15 protein-coding genes and 1 tRNA gene are annotated in these 16,256 nt (G+C 51.0%); 7 read left to right on the top strand and 9 right to left on the bottom strand.

Annotated features, from left to right (window positions below):
- Positions 1-99 precede the first annotated feature (99 nt).
- From TSP01S_RS09095 to TSP01S_RS09105, 3 genes are all read right to left on the bottom strand, one after another.
- The gene (locus tag TSP01S_RS09095) at positions 100-2,139 is read right to left on the bottom strand and encodes a methyl-accepting chemotaxis protein (protein ID WP_041077924.1); all 2,040 of its coding nucleotides are present in this window, start codon (positions 2,137-2,139) and stop codon (positions 100-102) included.
- Positions 2,140-2,388: 249 nt separating this feature from the next.
- Positions 2,389-4,056, bottom strand: a complete 1,668-nt coding sequence (locus TSP01S_RS09100) for a carbon starvation CstA family protein (protein ID WP_041077926.1) — start codon at positions 4,054-4,056, stop codon at positions 2,389-2,391.
- 20 nt (positions 4,057-4,076) lie between these two features.
- Positions 4,077-4,457, bottom strand: coding sequence for a hypothetical protein (locus TSP01S_RS09105; protein ID WP_041077928.1), 381 nt, complete (start codon positions 4,455-4,457; stop codon positions 4,077-4,079).
- 302 nt (positions 4,458-4,759) lie between these two features.
- Between TSP01S_RS09105 and TSP01S_RS09115 the strand changes: the two genes are divergently transcribed.
- The 6 genes from TSP01S_RS09115 (at position 4,760) to TSP01S_RS09140 (ending at position 10,467) form a co-directional block, all read left to right on the top strand.
- Positions 4,760-4,834 (top strand) — tRNA-Val (locus TSP01S_RS09115).
- Between the two features lie 42 nt (positions 4,835-4,876).
- The gene (locus TSP01S_RS09120; protein WP_269450318.1) at positions 4,877-5,647 is read left to right on the top strand and encodes an inositol monophosphatase family protein; all 771 of its coding nucleotides are present in this window, start codon (positions 4,877-4,879) and stop codon (positions 5,645-5,647) included.
- Entirely contained in the window at positions 5,644-6,126 is a 483-nt protein-coding gene (gene tsaE / locus TSP01S_RS09125) for a tRNA (adenosine(37)-N6)-threonylcarbamoyltransferase complex ATPase subunit type 1 TsaE (RefSeq protein WP_041077934.1), read from the top strand. The genes TSP01S_RS09120 and tsaE overlap by 4 nt, the downstream gene beginning before the upstream one ends.
- Positions 6,077-8,428, top strand: a complete 2,352-nt coding sequence (gene lon, locus TSP01S_RS09130) for an endopeptidase La (protein WP_052463581.1) — start codon at positions 6,077-6,079, stop codon at positions 8,426-8,428. The genes tsaE and lon overlap by 50 nt, the downstream gene beginning before the upstream one ends.
- A complete protein-coding gene (yihA, locus tag TSP01S_RS09135) occupies positions 8,425-8,991 on the top strand; it encodes a ribosome biogenesis GTP-binding protein YihA/YsxC (protein WP_231848560.1) in 567 nt (188 codons plus the stop codon). Before lon ends, yihA begins: the two co-directional genes overlap by 4 nt.
- 216 nt (positions 8,992-9,207) lie before the next feature.
- The gene (locus TSP01S_RS09140) at positions 9,208-10,467 is read left to right on the top strand and encodes an HD domain-containing phosphohydrolase (RefSeq protein ID WP_052463582.1); all 1,260 of its coding nucleotides are present in this window, start codon (positions 9,208-9,210) and stop codon (positions 10,465-10,467) included.
- Here the strand turns inward: TSP01S_RS09140 and TSP01S_RS09145 are convergent.
- Entirely contained in the window at positions 10,418-10,963 is a 546-nt protein-coding gene (locus TSP01S_RS09145; RefSeq protein ID WP_231848561.1) for a DUF6115 domain-containing protein, read from the bottom strand. The two genes, TSP01S_RS09140 and TSP01S_RS09145, sit on opposite strands and share 50 nt — an antisense overlap.
- A gap of 85 nt (positions 10,964-11,048) precedes the next feature.
- Between TSP01S_RS09145 and TSP01S_RS09150 the strand changes: the two genes are divergently transcribed.
- The gene (locus TSP01S_RS09150; RefSeq protein WP_041077940.1) at positions 11,049-12,008 is read left to right on the top strand and encodes a potassium channel beta subunit family protein; all 960 of its coding nucleotides are present in this window, start codon (positions 11,049-11,051) and stop codon (positions 12,006-12,008) included.
- Here the strand turns inward: TSP01S_RS09150 and hydF are convergent.
- From hydF to TSP01S_RS09175, 5 genes are read right to left on the bottom strand one after another with little or no spacing between them, the layout of a single operon-like run.
- Complete coding sequence (gene hydF, locus TSP01S_RS09155) at positions 11,992-13,188, bottom strand: [FeFe] hydrogenase H-cluster maturation GTPase HydF (protein ID WP_041077941.1); 1,197 nt, start codon at positions 13,186-13,188, stop codon at positions 11,992-11,994. The two genes, TSP01S_RS09150 and hydF, sit on opposite strands and share 17 nt — an antisense overlap.
- Positions 13,163-14,215 carry a [FeFe] hydrogenase H-cluster radical SAM maturase HydE gene (gene hydE / locus TSP01S_RS09160; RefSeq protein WP_041077943.1) on the bottom strand — a complete coding sequence of 351 codons (1,053 nt, stop codon included), beginning with the start codon at positions 14,213-14,215 and terminating at the stop codon, positions 13,163-13,165. The genes hydF and hydE overlap by 26 nt, the downstream gene beginning before the upstream one ends.
- Positions 14,163-14,447, bottom strand: coding sequence for a hypothetical protein (locus tag TSP01S_RS09165; protein WP_144380659.1), 285 nt, complete (start codon positions 14,445-14,447; stop codon positions 14,163-14,165). Before TSP01S_RS09165 ends, hydE begins: the two co-directional genes overlap by 53 nt.
- Positions 14,431-15,855: a [FeFe] hydrogenase H-cluster radical SAM maturase HydG gene (gene hydG / locus TSP01S_RS09170; RefSeq protein WP_041077947.1), complete on the bottom strand. Its 1,425-nt coding sequence runs from the start codon at positions 15,853-15,855 to the stop codon at positions 14,431-14,433. Before hydG ends, TSP01S_RS09165 begins: the two co-directional genes overlap by 17 nt.
- A gap of 10 nt (positions 15,856-15,865) precedes the next feature.
- Complete coding sequence (locus TSP01S_RS09175; RefSeq protein ID WP_171816833.1) at positions 15,866-16,111, bottom strand: TM1266 family iron-only hydrogenase system putative regulator; 246 nt, start codon at positions 16,109-16,111, stop codon at positions 15,866-15,868.
- Positions 16,112-16,256: the final 145 nt, after the last annotated feature.

Consider the following 16,256-nt stretch of genomic DNA (forward strand, 5'->3'; position numbering starts at 1 on the left):
ATCCTCGCCCGCCAGATTTTCTCACAATCGGATTATACATCGCGCTCAGAAAGATGAAAAGCGCCGCAGCTGCGGCGCCGAATGGGACAAACCAGATCTTCACAACTTGAATTTTCCGAGCGATTCCAAAAGTTTGCTCGAAATTTGCCTCAGTTCATCTCCAATCTGTCGTGTCTCCACAACCAGCTGTGCCTGTTTTCTGATGCCTTCTACCATCCTTTCAATCCTTGCGGCTATGTTTGCCATGGCCTTCGTTGTGCTGTCAACGGCGCTGGCCATCTCTTGCGCTGCCGCACTCTGTTCCTGTGCACTGGCAGCGGTCGATTCGACCATAGTGGTCATCGATTCGACCTCAGCCAGTATATCCTTCAACCTTCCACCCACTTCAGATGCCCGCACCGCAGCTTCTTCAACAGCTCTGGCCGTCTCGTTCGTCTTCTCGTCTGCTTCTTTCGCACCCTGTTGAATCTTTTTCAAAATGCTGGCTATGTCGCCTGTCGCCTTCTTGCTCTGTTCTGCGAGCTTTCTTATCTCGTCGGCAACCACTGCAAAGCCTCGACCCGCTTCACCAGCCCTGGCAGCTTCGATGGCCGCGTTCAGTGCGAGCAGGTTCGTCTGTTCGGCGATGGCGTTTATAGTCTCGACAACCGTCGCAACGTTCTTCGCATCCTCCGCAAGCTTACTCACAGTCTGAACAGTGGAGCCCGATATCTGTCTGGCGGAGTTCACGATCTCGATTATCCTTTCAACGGCCTGTTCGCCCTCTTTGGCAGCCTTAGAAACTTTCTGTGATCTCTCGCTCAACTGCTGTGCAGATCTGGAAACGTTCTGTGCACTCGCCGCGACCTCTTCCACTCCCGAGCCAACCTGCTGCATGGAAGCCGAAACATTTTGAACGTTCTTGTTCAGTTCCTCTGCCTCCTCATTCAGCTTCATCGCAACCTCTTCGCTCTCTCTTGCAACCGTTTCAAGTTGCCCTGAGAACCTGTCGAGTTCAGCTGCGGAGTCCTTAGTCAGACCAAGAGAACTTCTCAAAGATTGAGCCATGTTCCTGAGAGCGGAAGCTATCTGCGAAGTTTCATCCCTGGCTTTGACAGAAAATTCGACCGTCAAATCACCGGAACCAAACTTCTGAACGGATGCCGCCAGGGATTTTATGGGCCTGGCTATGCTCTGTCCGACGATGAAGGAGACGAATACGATCATGCCAACGATGATCATCAGAACCACGAGCACCATGAGTATCATCCTGTTCGCTCTCGAGAACAATGCCTGTTCTTCTATCGCAAGTCCCAGAGTCCAGTTCGGTGTTCCTGGAATCGGCGTGAAGGCGAGGAACAATTTCCTACCGTCCGGCGCGGAGATGGTTCCAAAACCCTGCTCACCCTTGACCATCTTCGTCCCGAGTTCCTCCAAACCCTTGTAACCTGCCTGCGAACTTTTCAGAACGTTGAACTGTCCAACGAAGGACTTTTCAGGATGCGCCAGAACCAGACCACTGCCATCGATGATCCAGCCGTAACCTGCTTTGCCCATCGCAATCTGCGACGTCATTTTGCACAAACTTTCCAGAGGGATCGTTGCACCGAACACGCCCACGACGTCACCCAGCGAATCAACGACTTTGTGGGCGATGATGAAAACGGGACGTTTCGTCAGCGCTGACACGTGCAACTCACCCATGAATGAGTCTTGCTTCTCCACTATGATCTTTCTGTAGAATTCCCTTTCTTTGGCGCTCGATTCAACAACGCTCGCACCGTCAGTCTCGTAGAGCAAACCTTCGCGATAGTCCGCCACGAAGTACGTGTCGAACACTTCCTTCCTTTCCTTCAACTTAGCCGACAACTGCAGAGCTATCGAATAGAGCGTTCCGGAAACCACGTCTTTCATCTGCAGTATCTTTATCGCCGCCATGCTCTCCAGACCCATGGCGATAGATTTGAGTTCGAACGAACGGCCACTCAACCACTCAGAAACCATTCGAGCGTTTCCGTCCACGATCTGCAGTGCCAGTTCCTGCGTGAGGGGAAGGACGGTGTTCCTTGTTTGAAAATAAACAAACAAACCTAAAATTGCAAGGAATACCAGTGTCGTTGTCAAAAACCAGAACAAGATCCTCGATCGTATGGATTTCATACAAACACCTCCTTTGAAAATCCCTGCCACTTTGTTTCCCAGAAGATTATACCATCGTTTGCTTGACACGGTCGGTTTCCGGCACATTCCAGACAGTTGTATTTATGGAACGATCCATCGAAATTTTAAGCGAGCCTTCCCTCCGACCGAGGTTTCTGGGAGAAATGTTAAGGCCTGGTCTGGGTTCAAACCCAAACCAGGCCCCGGCACGCCGAAGGTTTCGATCGTATCGCCGGCCAGAACGCCGTCTTAACTTCGAGACTGTGTTTCCGTCTGTGCCTTCGATTGAACCTCTTCTCTTGTTCCTCTCCTCGCCAGTGCCAGATAGCCCTCTATCACCAACCAGACCGCCAGGACTATGAGTATTATAGAGATGATTCCCAAGGGAAGCGTGGCGCCTTTCAAGTTGGCCTTGACCAGAAGCACCAGTGCGAACAAGGTCGTCACGATCATGAACACCATGGGTAAGCCGGTGAACCACGCGGGCTTTTTCAAGGCCTTGATCACGTAAGCCGTTATTCCAAGCAGCGCCAGGCCTGCCGTTAGCTGGTTGGCCGAGCCGAACACCGGCCAGATGAGTCTCCAAACCGGCGTTTGACCGCTCTTCATGAAGACCAGTAATAGTGCGGCTAAGACTGTGATGAGCGTTGAGCTGTACTTGTCCAGTTTACCTGAGGTCAGCTCCTGAAGCTGATACCGTCCAAGACGTGTAGCGGTGTCCAGCGAGGTGAGTATGAACGTGTTGATGGCGAACATACCGAAGGATATGCCAACCTTCTCCGGAAGTCCAAACAAACTCCAGAACTTGGCGAAACCGACTCCGAACGTGTACTGTGGATTCGCTGGCAAACCCGGCGCAGGAGACAGGATTTTGCCGGCCATCATCACGGTGATCAGGGCTATGACTGCGACCAACCCTTCCAGCAACATACCGCCGTAACCAATGAGCTTGGCATCTTTCTCGTACCTCAACTGCTTTGCCGTTGTCCCGCTACCAACCAGCGAGTGGAATCCACTGATCGCGCCACACGCGATGGTGATGAACAGGATAGGCCACAGGTAGTTATCCCCGCCTGCATACCAACCTTTGAAACTTTCTAGATTTACAGGGTACCTGCCTCCACCAAACAGAATACCTATCGTGGCGATGATCACTGCGAAGTACAGGAACCAGGAAGAGATATAATCTCTCGGTTGGAGCAGGAGCCAGACAGGAAGCACGGAAGCCACAAATATGTAAACGATCAATATCCACTGCCACGTGTTGAGGCTCAGTCTAAAAGCAGATTGTACCCATTCCGAATAGTTTCCCCAGAAAATTCCACCCACAACCAGTGGGAGCACAATGATGGTGGCCCACAGCAGCGGTACGTTCAACCTGTAGACCAGAATACCGAACACGATGGCAACCACCATGTAAAGAACTGCGGTAAAAGCGACCGCCGGATCTCCCGCAAATGAAGTGGCGGCGAGCTGTAAGAAGGCCGATACAACGAGTACCAGAGCGAACCAGGCGAACGCGTTGAACAACATTTTCCCACGCTTACCTATGTAGCGATTTATGAGCTCTCCCACGCTGAGACCTTTGTGGCGTATCGATCCCACTATGGCACCCATGTCGTGCACGCCACCAATGAAGATAGAGCCGATCAGGATCCACAGATAGGCAGGCAGCCAGCCAAACATTGAACCGGCCGTGATTGGCCCGACTATGGGACCGGCACCCGCGATGCTGGAGAAATGGTGTCCCAAGAGTACAACAGGGTGAGTTGGCACGTAGTCAATTCCGTCGTACAGTTCCTGAGCCGGGGTCTTGTTTTTGTCGTCCAGACCGTACAACTTTTCCTGCCAACCGCCGTAGAGTTTGTACGCTACTCCGAACAACAGTGCCGCTACGAGAAACAGCACCAAAACCATCACGATACCTCCTCTCTGTATTACTGGTGCTCCTCCATCTTCAGAGCTTCCTTGAATTCTCTCCTCATGTCGTTGAACAATTTTTCCTCACCTTCCAGAAAACCGATGTAAGCCCATCCTCTCAGTCCAAACCAGAAGGACTTCTTGATCATCTTTCCACGACCAAGCAGTAGGAACCTTTGAATCATAACGTCTGAAATGGGTTTGATGAAAGGCAACAGCTCGTTCGCACCCAGATCCGGCACAATGAAATCGATCAATTTGTAGCTGGCAATTTCACCAAGCAAGCCACTTTTCTTGAGGATTAAAACCCTTCTGTACAAGCGGTGCCCGTTGAATTCATAGGGTTCATAGTAGAATTCTTTGAGCTTGTCTTCATCTATTGCGAATTTGTACTGCATACTTCTTTTTTTCTCCTTGTCAGTTTAAGTTCTTTGTGAAACACGTAAGCTGCAATTATCTTACCAGAAGTGTTTTATCCATTCAAACAGTGCTATTCTTGATTTCTCACGCTTTCAACCAACATACGGTCATTTCTTCCCCGTTTATCCTCAATTTTCTCACGAAATCCTTCTATTTCACGCTGCGGCGATTCCGCATGGCACTTTTTAAGAGCACACTGTGACTCAGTCGAAAGATTCTTCCCACAGGACCCAGCTGCCTCTTGAATCTTTCCGCGTGCTGTGGTATATTTAAAGTGTGTGGGTGCGTAGCTCAGTGGGAGAGCGCTTCCTTGACGAGGAAGAGGTCGTAGGTTCAATCCCTGCCGCACCCACCACAATGGGGTCCGTCAGGACCCCTTATTCTTTCGTGGGAGGCGATGTACTTGGACAGGCTCGATTTCGCAATAAAACTCGCACGTCGCGTTGGTTTTTACCTTCTACAGCACTGGGGTAACGCGCTGAACGTGAGAGAGAAGAGCTCTTTTCAGGACATAGTGAGCGATTGCGATAAGCAAGCGCAACAGATGATCGTGAGCGAGATCGAAAGATACTTCCCGCACGAAGCGATACTCGCCGAGGAAGATCGCTTCGAAACGGGCCAAAAGCTTTGGATCGTCGATCCGATAGACGGTACGATGAACTTCGTGCACGGTTTGCCGTCTTTTGCCGTTGGAATAGCGTACTCAGAATTTGGCGACGTTCTGATCGGTGTCGTCCACGATCCTGTGTTGAACGAAACTTTCTATGCTGTGAAAGGCGAAGGTGCGTACAGGAACGGTGAAAAGATCAGTGTATCGACTAATGCGACGCTTCGGGAATCGATAGGGAACGTCGGTTTCTATGTGGGATTCACGGGCCATTTCGTGAACGCCATAGAAAAACGCGTGCGCAGAATGCGCATGATGGGAAGCGCTGTCCTTGCCGCTTCCTACGTGGCCTGTGGACGGTTCGACTTCTTTGTCGCCAGGCGTGCCAACCCCTGGGACGTTGCACCGGTCTTACTCATAGTTCCCGAAGCCGGTGGATGCGTCACCGACCTGGACGGCAAGCAGGCGAGCCTTTCGAGTGGAGCGTACCTTTTCAGCAATGGAAAGCTACATTCAGAGGTGCTGGAAATAATAAATAAGGTAAAAGGAAGCGAGCGATGAGAAAAGATTTTGGCTGCCTGGACCAGGTGTCGTTCGCCAGATTCGCACAGGTCTTTTCCAGCCTCATCACACCTGGGACCGTAGTCCTGCTCGTCGGAGAACTCGGCAGCGGTAAAACGAGTTTTGTCAAGCACTGTGCACCTACCTTCGGGTTGGATTCATCTCAGATACGGAGCCCCACTTTCTCCCTGATGAACCTCTATGAGGGCAAGCTCAAAGTTTACCATGTCGACCTGTACAGGGTAGGAAGAGACACAGAGTTGCTCATGGAGATCGAGGAAATTCTCGAGCGCAGGGATGGAATCACCTTCATAGAGTGGGCAGACAGGATCGAATCCTTCTGGAGCGGTGAAGAGATAAAGATTTCACTCGGTTTCTGCGAGAATGGAAGAACCGTTTCGGTAGAGTCGCAAGATGAACGATTCTTGAATGAGCTTTCGAAGAGGTGGTTGGAAGTTGGGCAAATTCGAAAAACTTGAAAAACTCGCGCAGGAAACAACCGGGGAAAAGTCCATACCTTCCACGCTCCCCGTTCTCAGGCTTGTTGGAGGGCCCGTGGTCTTTCCGCAGACCGTAGTTCCGGTCCATGTGAGCACGGAAGAAATGTTGGGGGTTTTGGAATTGTCCATCGAATCTTACAACAGATACATTCTCGCGATCTACCAGAAAGACGTTTCGTCTGAATCCTCAAACACAGGAACAGTTTGCATCGTGTTGCAAGCCGTGCATCTTCCAGATGGAAGCTTCAGGGTCCTGCTCGAAGGAAAGGCGCGTGCAAGGATCAGAACTGTCAGCCAGGAACAGCCAACGATAGCAGAGATCGAGATCACGAAAGCGAGATACAGAAAAAGTAAAAAGGTCGAAGCGTTCATCAGGAGCGTTCGTGAGAATTTTCTGAAGTACGCGCACTACACGCAGAGATACTCTCCAGAAATGATTGAAGGCGTTCTTCGCGTCAACGATGCAGACAAGTTTTCAGACCTGATCGCTTCTTTGCTGGTGATCCCTAACGACGAGAAACAGCGTCTCTTGGATGAAACACACCCCACCAGAAGACTGGAACAGATCTTAGAGATCCTGATACGGGAAAATGAATTACTCGAAATAGAGCGAGAGCTTGACAGCAAGGTGAGAAAGAGAATCGAGGAGACGCAGAAAGAATTCTTTCTCAGAGAGAAACTGAAGGCAATAAGTGAAGAACTTGGACAGAAAAACAGCGAAACGGCCCAGCTCAGACAGAAACTCTCCACACTGAACCTTCCCGATTACGTACAGCAGAAGGCCCTGCAGGAGATCGAGAGGTTGGAACAAATGTCACCGTACTCCGCGGAGGCGACCGTGGTGAGATCCTATCTGGACTGGATCTTGAATCTGCCATGGCAGACTGTCCTGCCCGAGAACACAGATCTCAGCCAGGCTCAGAGAATTCTCGAGCAGAGTCACTACGGTCTGGAGGAAGCGAAACAGAGGATCCTTGAATTCCTCGCAGTGAGAAAGAGGAGCAAGAGCGTGAGATCACCGATACTGTGTCTCGTTGGGCCACCGGGGGTGGGTAAGACCTCGCTCGCACGCGCCGTCGCGCAGGCGCTGGACAGAAGGTTTGTGAGGATGTCTCTCGGTGGTCTGAGAGATGAGGCGGAAATCAAAGGTCACAGACGCACGTACGTTGGCGCGATGCCGGGTCGCATCGTTCAGATGATCAGAACCGCGCAGTGCAAAAATCCCGTCATGTTACTCGACGAGATCGACAAACTCGCGGTGAGTTTTCAGGGTGATCCTGCCGCCGCGTTGCTCGAAGTGTTGGATCCAGAGCAGAACAAAGAATTCCTCGATCACTACATCGAACTGCCTTTTGATCTCTCACAGGTGCTTTTCATCACTACGGCGAACGTGACACACACGATCCCACCAGCACTTTTGGATAGAATGGAGATCATAGAGATCGAAAGTTACACCGAGCAGGAGAAGTTCATGATTGCCAAGAACTACGTACTTCCAAAGATCCTAACCGAGCACAACCTTGAGCGAGGAACTTTCAAAATCAGCGACGCCGCAATCATGAAGATCATACGTTCCTACACGAGGGAGGCGGGTGTGAGACAACTCACAAGAGATCTGGAAAAAATCGTCAGGACAGCCGTTCTGAACCTCGAGCAGGGCCAGAAGAACTTCATGGTGAACGTGCGTAAGCTGGCTGAAATACTCGGCCCGGAGAGAAACTTGGATCTTCCGTCTCTATCGCAGGCAGAGATCGGAGCCGTTCAGGGACTCGCCTGGACAGAGTACGGTGGAACGATGGTGCTCGTCGAATGTGCCCTGATCCCGGGCAGAGGAGAGCTCATCCTCACTGGACGGCTTGGAGAAACCATGAGAGAATCTGCCAGAATCGCGTTGAGCGTCGCAAGATCCTTCTGCGGGTCAGATGCGAAAACTCTTTTTGAGAGCAACGACATTCACATAAACGTTCCAGAAGGGTCCGTGCCGAAGGATGGCCCATCGGCTGGTGTAACGATGAGCGTTGCGATCATTTCAAGTGCGCTGAAAAGGAAAGTGAGGAACGACACCGCGATGACCGGTGAGATCACGTTGCGAGGTAAGATTCTGCCAGTCGGAGGTGTGAAGGAGAAAGTTCTCGCGGCGCACAGGTACAACATCAAACGAGTTCTGCTACCGAAGGCGAACGAGAAAGACTTGATGAAGTTACCAAAGGAAGTGCTCCGAGACTTAGAAATCATACTCATAGACAACATCGAACAGGCAGTGAGAGAGTCGTGTTTGTGAAAAGCGTTCGTTTCGTCGTGGGTGCACGCAGTGTTGAACAGTTTCCACAACCGCTGGCCGGCGAGGTTTGCTTCGCCGGAAGGTCGAACGTTGGGAAATCAACGCTTCTCAACGTCCTCTTCAACCAGAAAATTGCTCGGGTGAGTAAGACACCGGGTAAAACAAGGACGATCAACTTTTACCTCGTCAACGAGCGTTACTACTTTGTGGATCTACCTGGATACGGTTACGCTGCCGTCTCCAAGTTGGAAAGACAACTCTGGAAGAAACTCATTGAAAGTTATTTTTCACTGAGAAGGGAAGAGATCAAGCTCAGCGTTTTACTGGTTGACAGTAGACTCGACGTCCAGGAAAGTGATAGAATGTTCGTAGAGTACTGTGCGTATTACGGGTTGAACCTGTTGATCGTGTTGAGTAAGACGGATAAGCTCAGTGAAGCTCAGCTACAAAAAGTGGTAAGATACTTTTCAGAACAGTTCAGTAGCGAAGTGATAGCTTATTCCGCGTTGAACCGGAGGGGTGTCAAGGAGATCGTCGAAAGAATCACAAAAGCTCTGGAATAAAAAATTCCTGCCGGGGCTGTCCCCTCAGCGGAGAGAAAGCGGAGACGATCGAAAAAAACCGGGTAAGGGGGGATAGCCATGAAAAAACTGTGGAAGATACTGCTCATTGCCGGAAGTTTCTTGGCAATGTTGATTTCTGCGATTGGTAATATTGAAGTTTGGTGAGACGTTGAAATCGCGCGGGCACCCCCGGCAGGTGCGAGCGGAGTTGATGATGTGAGAAAGGCTTTCTTGTACTATTCTCTGTTGTTGTTCGTGCTGTACGTTTTTGCATTCATAAGCCTTCTTGAAAACCGGCCCACACAGTTGAACTGGACCTTCCTTCTGTTTCTCGCCTTCGGGATAGCCTCAGAAGCAATCGGCTTTTGGGTAAACAATGCTGTGAAACCACAAGTGAGGATCACAGGCGGAATGCTGATAAACGTTCTAGCATCGATCGTTCTTCAGAATGCTGCCGCCATCCTGGTTGGATCTTTGTCCCTGATCTTCACCGGTCTGTTCCTCGTGAAGAGCAAGCGGCCGACCAGCTACGTTTTCAACGTATCCCAGATAGGCCTCAGCACCTTCCTCGCATTGATAACCTACAGAACCCTGAGAACGGAGAACCTTGTAACGAACATGTGGCTCGTACTGCTGGTAGGTATCGTTTACATGTTCTCGAACGCGATGCTGTCGGCTTTCGCCATTTACTTCGGTGGAAACGTTGGAATGCTCGCCAGTTTAAAGCTTGCCACACGCAGTCCACTCGTGAGCGCTTCGTTCATGCTTCCGCTTGTGAGTGTTTCCTACCTGCTGTACGAGCTGGTGGGAATCTCGGCCGTGCCGCTCGTCTTCGCAATACTCACGGCGATACAGGTTGGAAACATGTTCAGGAACGAGTACGAACAGTCCAAGCTGGACAAACTCAAACTGATGGTGAAGAGTTTGGAGCTGCGCGATTTCTACACCCATGGTCACAGCGAACGTGCGGCAGAGCTCGCCTACAGCGTCGCTAAAGCTCTGGGTCTCAGCGAAAGGCTGTGCGAAAGAATAAAGATGGCCTGCATGCTGCACGACGTTGGAAAGATAGGCATACCTGACTACATCCTTGGAAAACCCGAAAAGCTCTCAGACGCCGAGTTCGAAATAATCAAGACCCATCCAGTCAAGTCCGAAGAACTGCTCAAGAGTGTCAAAGGGTTGCGAGAAGAAGCCAGATGGGTGAGACACCATCACGAACACTGGAACGGCCTTGGCTATCCGGACGGACTCTCAGGAGAGCAGATCCCGTTGCCATCGAGAATCATCGCCGTGGCGGACATTTACGAGGCTTTGACGAGCGATAGGCCTTACCGAAAGGCTTACACTAAGGAACAGGCCATCGAAATGATAAAACAGATGAGCGGGAACGTGCTCGATCCTAAGGTGGTCGAAGCTTTCCTGAAAGTCATGGGTGTGAATCACTCCGGAAACGGAACAGCGAGAGAACAAGGCTGACCTCTCCAACCCCCATGTTGAGTTCCTTGGCAATCTGCTGTTCGTCCTTACCCTCCTGGTACATGAGCAGTATCTTACGCTCGATGGAAAGATCTGAGTCCTGGAGTTCGTTCTTCGAGTTTTCGGTCTCAATGGCATCTTCTTCCATCACTTTTTGTGCGTCTCGTTCCTTCACATCGCTTTCAAATCGTTCGGTCTCCACCTTACTGAAAGAACCCATCAGCTCAGCTTCACGAACGCACAGCTGGCTGTACAGAGAGTTCGCCTGTTTGATCAGCGCTTTCATTTCCTCTATTTTTTTATCGAGCATTCTGAGTCTGAGCGCAGACATGTGACGGAACTGACCCATCAGTTCCAAAATTCTCTCCTCTAACTTTTCGTATTCTTCGTCACGCTCCGTCCGACCGCGCAAGATTTGATTGAGGAAAACACCCCACGCGAACGCGAGAGTCACGACGGTCGATAGAACCACCAGCCAGTAGACCAGGTCGAACAAGATCCAACCCTCCAACGTCTTTTGATTCTACACTGAAAATTGTATAATCCTTTCGATCGAAATACCAGCATGAGGAGGTTGCACTATGGAGTACAGAAAAGTTGGAAAATGGGGATTGAAGGTCAGTGAGCTCTCCTTGGGGAGCTGGATCACGTTCGGAAACCAGCTCGATTTCGAGTCTGCAAAAACCCTTGTTAAGAGAGCCTTCGATGCGGGTATCAACTTTTTTGACACGGCGGAGGCTTACGCGTCCGGAATAGCAGAATCGATGCTCGGTGAGATCTTCAAATCTTTTCGGAGATCGGATCTGGTTGTCTCGACGAAGATCTTCTGGGGTGGCAATGGGCCGAACGACAGAGGACTTTCCAGGAAGCACCTTCTGGAAGGTACGTGGGCTTCACTGAAAAGGTTGCAGATGGACTACGTCGATATACTCTACTGCCACAGGCCAGACCCCGAAGTACCCATGGAGGAGATCGTCTGGACCATGGATCAGATATTGAGGAGTGGACTCGCACTTTATTGGGGAACGTCCGAATGGAGCGCGGAACAGATAGAGTTGGCGCACGAAACTGCAAGAAGGTTGAACTGCATTCCTCCGATCGTTGAACAACCCCAGTACAACCTCCTGGTCAGAGGAAGGGTCGAACGTGAGTACGCACCCCTCTACGAAAAATACGGTATGGGAGTCACAACGTTCAGTCCCCTCGCTTCTGGTCTGCTCAGCGGTAAGTACCTCGAGGGTATTCCGAGCGATTCACGGTTGGCAAAATACGAATTCTTGAGGAAGAGATTCGAAGAAACGGGACTGTTGAGCGAGAAAACCTTTTCCAAGCTGTTGAAACTCAGAGACCTCGCTAAAGAGCTCGGTTGCACGCTCGCACAGCTTTCGATCGCCTGGATCTTGAAGAACAAAAACGTTTCGAGCGTCATACTCGGAGTCTCAAAACTCGAGCAGTTCGATGAGAACATAAAGGCCATCGAGGTGAAAGAAAAGCTCACAGACGATGTGATGAAGCAGATCGAGACTATCCTCGCTTCCTGAGGATCGGTTCCAGAACCCTGTCCAGCACCCCGTGCAGGTAAGATATGAGCATGCCGTAGTTCACGACGGGGATGTTCAACCTGCTGGCCATTCTCATCCGCCTCATGAACGCGGCTCTGTTCAGGACACATCCACCGCAGTGGATCATGAGTTTACAGCTCGACAGTTGCTCGAGTTCGGGGAATTCTTTTCCGGCAAAGAATCTGTAGTTCAGCTGAACTTTCAGTTTCTCAGAAATCCAGCGCGGGATCTTCACCCTTCCTATATCGTCGCACGTTGGAACGTGTGAGCACGCTTCGACGATCGCAACGGTGTCGTTGTCTTTCAGATTCTTGAGTGCCCCGATGCCGCTCAAAAACTGATCCACATCACCCTTGCTGACGCTTTCGAGGATCGAGAAGGTCGTTAGAGGAATATCCCTGGGAACGATCTTCTCGACTCTCATGATCGCTTGAGAATCGGTCACGACCAGATCAACCTTGAAGTCCAGTTTTTCCAGAGCCCGGGCAAGCTCGGTGTCCCTCGTAACGACGGCCGTTGCGGCATGATCGATCGTCTCCCTTATCGCTTCAACCTGGGGCATGATGAGCCTTCCTTTCGGCGCGGCGGTGTCTATCGGTACCACGAGGACGACCGTTCGATACTGACCGATGAGATGGGCCAGCATCGGCCTGGATTCTTCATCCGGCACAACGCTCGCAAGGGCGTGAAGGAGTGAGTCGATGTTCTGCCGCGTTTTTGCAGAAACTTCAACGATGGGTACCTTGAAGTCGATGTACGCATCCTTGACACGTTTGCCCAGGTCCACTTTGTTCACGGCGATGAGGAAAGGTATTTCGAGCTGTCTGAACATCTCGACCGCGAAGCGTTCGTGTTCACTCGGCACGTCGTCCACAACCAGGATCGCTGCGTCAGCCCGGTAAAGCGACCTCTTGGCGCGTTCGACCCTCTTTTCTCCCAGAAATCCCTCGTCGTCCAGCCCAGGCGTATCGATGAGCGTCACGGGTCCTAAGGGATGTATCTCGAGCGTTTTGTAAACCGGATCTGTGGTGGTGCCAGGAACGTCGCTCACGATGGCCACGTCCTGATTAGCGATCGCGTTGATCAAAGAAGATTTTCCAACGTTCCTCCTTCCAACGATCGCGATGTACTTCCTAAACCCTGCATGGGGAACGTTCATGGTCTTTCCTCCTGTAACCAAAATCTTCACTCACTTCGTAACCGACGGACCTGACGATGTTTTTCGTGCATTCTCCACAGGCTGTATCCTTTTCGAAAATGCAGATCTTGTTTGGATACAACGTGTAGTGGGATCTGTACGGAGAAGGGGTAAAATTCGGCATGATGACGTTCGCTCCACATTTCAAAGCGAGCTGTCGGCCGAACGGATGTATCGTCCCGAGTGCCGTCGTCGCTGGAATGTTCGCGTCCGGCAAGAACAATCTGGTGAGCGCGATCAGCTTCAGAACCTTCGTCAAATCGCCCACCTTGCTGTCACGCAACGGGGTATCCGGGTGCGGTATGAAAGGACCGATGCCGACCATATCCGCATCGAGTTCGTAGACAAAGAGCACGTCTTTGGCCAGCGCCACGTCGTTCTGACCAGGTAAGCCGACCATGGAACCTGCTCCTGTTTCGTAACCGAGCTGTTTCAGCTTGATGAGATGGGACTTTCGGATCTGAAAGGAATCGTTCGGGTGCAACTTTTTGTAGAGTTCCTCATCGGCTGTTTCGTGACGCATCAAATATCTGTCTGCCCCAAGGTTTTTCCAGTATTCATATTCCTCGAAATCTCTTTCACCTATGGAGAGAGTTATCGCCACGTTGAGTCGCTTGATCCGCAGAATCATTTCTCCAACCATCTCGGTGGTGTAATATGGGTCTTCTCCGGATTGGAGCACCACTGTCTTTATTCCCATCTCGGCGATCAGCTTCGCACGTTCGACGATCTCGTCCACACTCATCCGGTACCGTTTGACGTTCTTGTTCGACGCCCTGATACCGCAGTACAGACAGTCGTTCCTGCAGTAGTTAGAGAACTCTATGATGCCACGCAGGTAGACCTGCTTTCCAAGGTATTTCTGCCTGATCTCATCGGCCAGTGCGAAGAGCTCTTCGTTCAGTTCGTCGTTCGACATCACCCAGGCGACTTCCTCAAGCGTCACTCGTTCTGGATGTCGAACGATCTTTTCGAGCACACCGTACACACTCGACCACCCTCTCACAGAACTTTCTGAGTTCCTCGTTCAATCCGTCTGCTTCCACGAAGACCACGTAGTTTTCATCCTCGAATGCCACCGCTGGAGGAAGAAACCTCTCCCTGCCGGCCCTGAGATTTGGAATGTGACTGATCCTTCTGCCGACTTTCTCACACACCCACACCTTGCAGTTGAACATCTCCGCGATCTGTTTCAGCAATTCTTCACAGTCTGACATCACGTTCTCCCGCCTCTAATCTCTGAAGGAGTTTCTCCACAACTTTTCTCCGTTCCTGTGGCATTCTTTCAAGCTCACTCTGGATGAGCCTTTCTCCAACCTTCCTGGTCTCTTCGGAGGCGTAGTCGAGTAAGTACTCTTTGAACGTAAGCAACGCGTTCGGGGTGCAGAATTCTTTCACGAATCCCGGTATGGCGAACTCCATGAAGTGCTGGCCCGTTCTGCCGGCCCTGTAACACGCCGTGCAGAAGGATGGAATGTAACCGTTCTCGGCGAGTTCCCGCATCACTTCGTCGAGTGACCTCGTGTCGCCCAAGATGAACTGGCTCTTCTTCACGATTTCTGGATCCTGACTCGAATAAGATCCAACACCTATGCTCGAACCAGCGTCTATCTGAGACACTCCAAGCTTCAAACCTTCACGTCTTATGTCCGGACTTTCCCGCGCCGTCAGGATCATGCCCGTGTACGGAACGGACAACCTTATGATCGCTATGAGTCGCTTGAACTGTTCGTCGCTCACCGGGTTAGGCGGTCTGTGAGCGAGAGGTGTGTTCACCGCTGGTTCTATCCTCGGGAAAGATATCGTGTGTGGACCCACTCCGAACCTTTCTTCTAAATGCTTCGTGTGGTACATCAGACCCATCACTTCGAACTTCCAATCGTACAGGCCGAACAGCGCACCTATTCCCACATCGTCTATGCCGGCGAGCATCGCCCTGTCGAGACCGAACAGCCGGTACATGTAGGAGGCTTTGGGGCCCTTCGGATGGTACTTTTTGTAGGTGAGCAAATGGTAAGTCTCCTGAAAGATCTGAAAAGTCCCTATGCCCACTTCTTTGATGATCCTGTAGCCCTCTATCGTCTGGGGAGCCGCGTTGACGTTGACTCGTCTGATCTCCCCATTTCCATTCTTGAAACTGTAGATCTTCTCGATCGTTCTGGCTATGAACTGGGGTGAATACATGGGATGCTCTCCGAACACGACTATCAGCCTCTTGTGGCCCTTAGAGGTGAGGGCGTACAGTTCGGCTTCGAGCTCCTCTTCGCTCAACGTTTTCCTGATCACCTGGGAATTCTCGATCCTGAATCCACAGTAAGAACAGTTGTTGATGCAGTGATTGCCTATGTACAGCGGTGCGAAGAGAACGATCCTTTTTCCGTAGATTTCCTCTTTCAGCTTTCTCGCCGCTTGGAATATGATCTCTATCTGTTCTGGTTTCTCTGCGTTCAGGAGTGTCGCAGTTTCCCTCGGTGTGAGTCTCTCTTTCTGGAGCGATTTTTCAACGATCTCTTGGACCTGTTTCGTATCGGGATTCTTCGTTTCCTCCAGCAGCTGTTCTATTTCTGCATGTGGTATGAAACTTTCCCGATCTTCTATACTTTCGATCTTCTTCAAAAGCACCGTCATACTCACCACCTCACCTGATCGGCATGGTCCTGACCTTCACACCTCTCACCTGACCAAGCTTTCCAGTCAAACTACCCACAGTATCGTTGTTTGCCTTCAGAACGAGGAGAATGATTGCCATGTTCTCGTCCGGCACGGGATAACCCACCCTGAGTCGTACCACATCGGCAAATTCATGAAGAAGCTCGTTCACCTGTCGGTACGCGTTCTGCCTGTCTTCCACAACGATGTTGACGATGTAGAACCTTTCCAAAATTAAAGCCCCCTTCCTCTCACCGAGAAAGGGGGCAAATAGTACGCAGATGCCTCCCTTCCTCGGTGTCAGATTTGACTCCTCCACCTCAGAAGGTCCACAAGTGAATTATATCACAAATGGGTCACTGGTCATGGTCGATGGGTGT

The organism is Thermotoga caldifontis AZM44c09 (genome assembly GCF_000828655.1).
Classification (GTDB): Bacteria; Thermotogota; Thermotogae; order Thermotogales; family DSM-5069; genus Pseudothermotoga_A; species Pseudothermotoga_A caldifontis.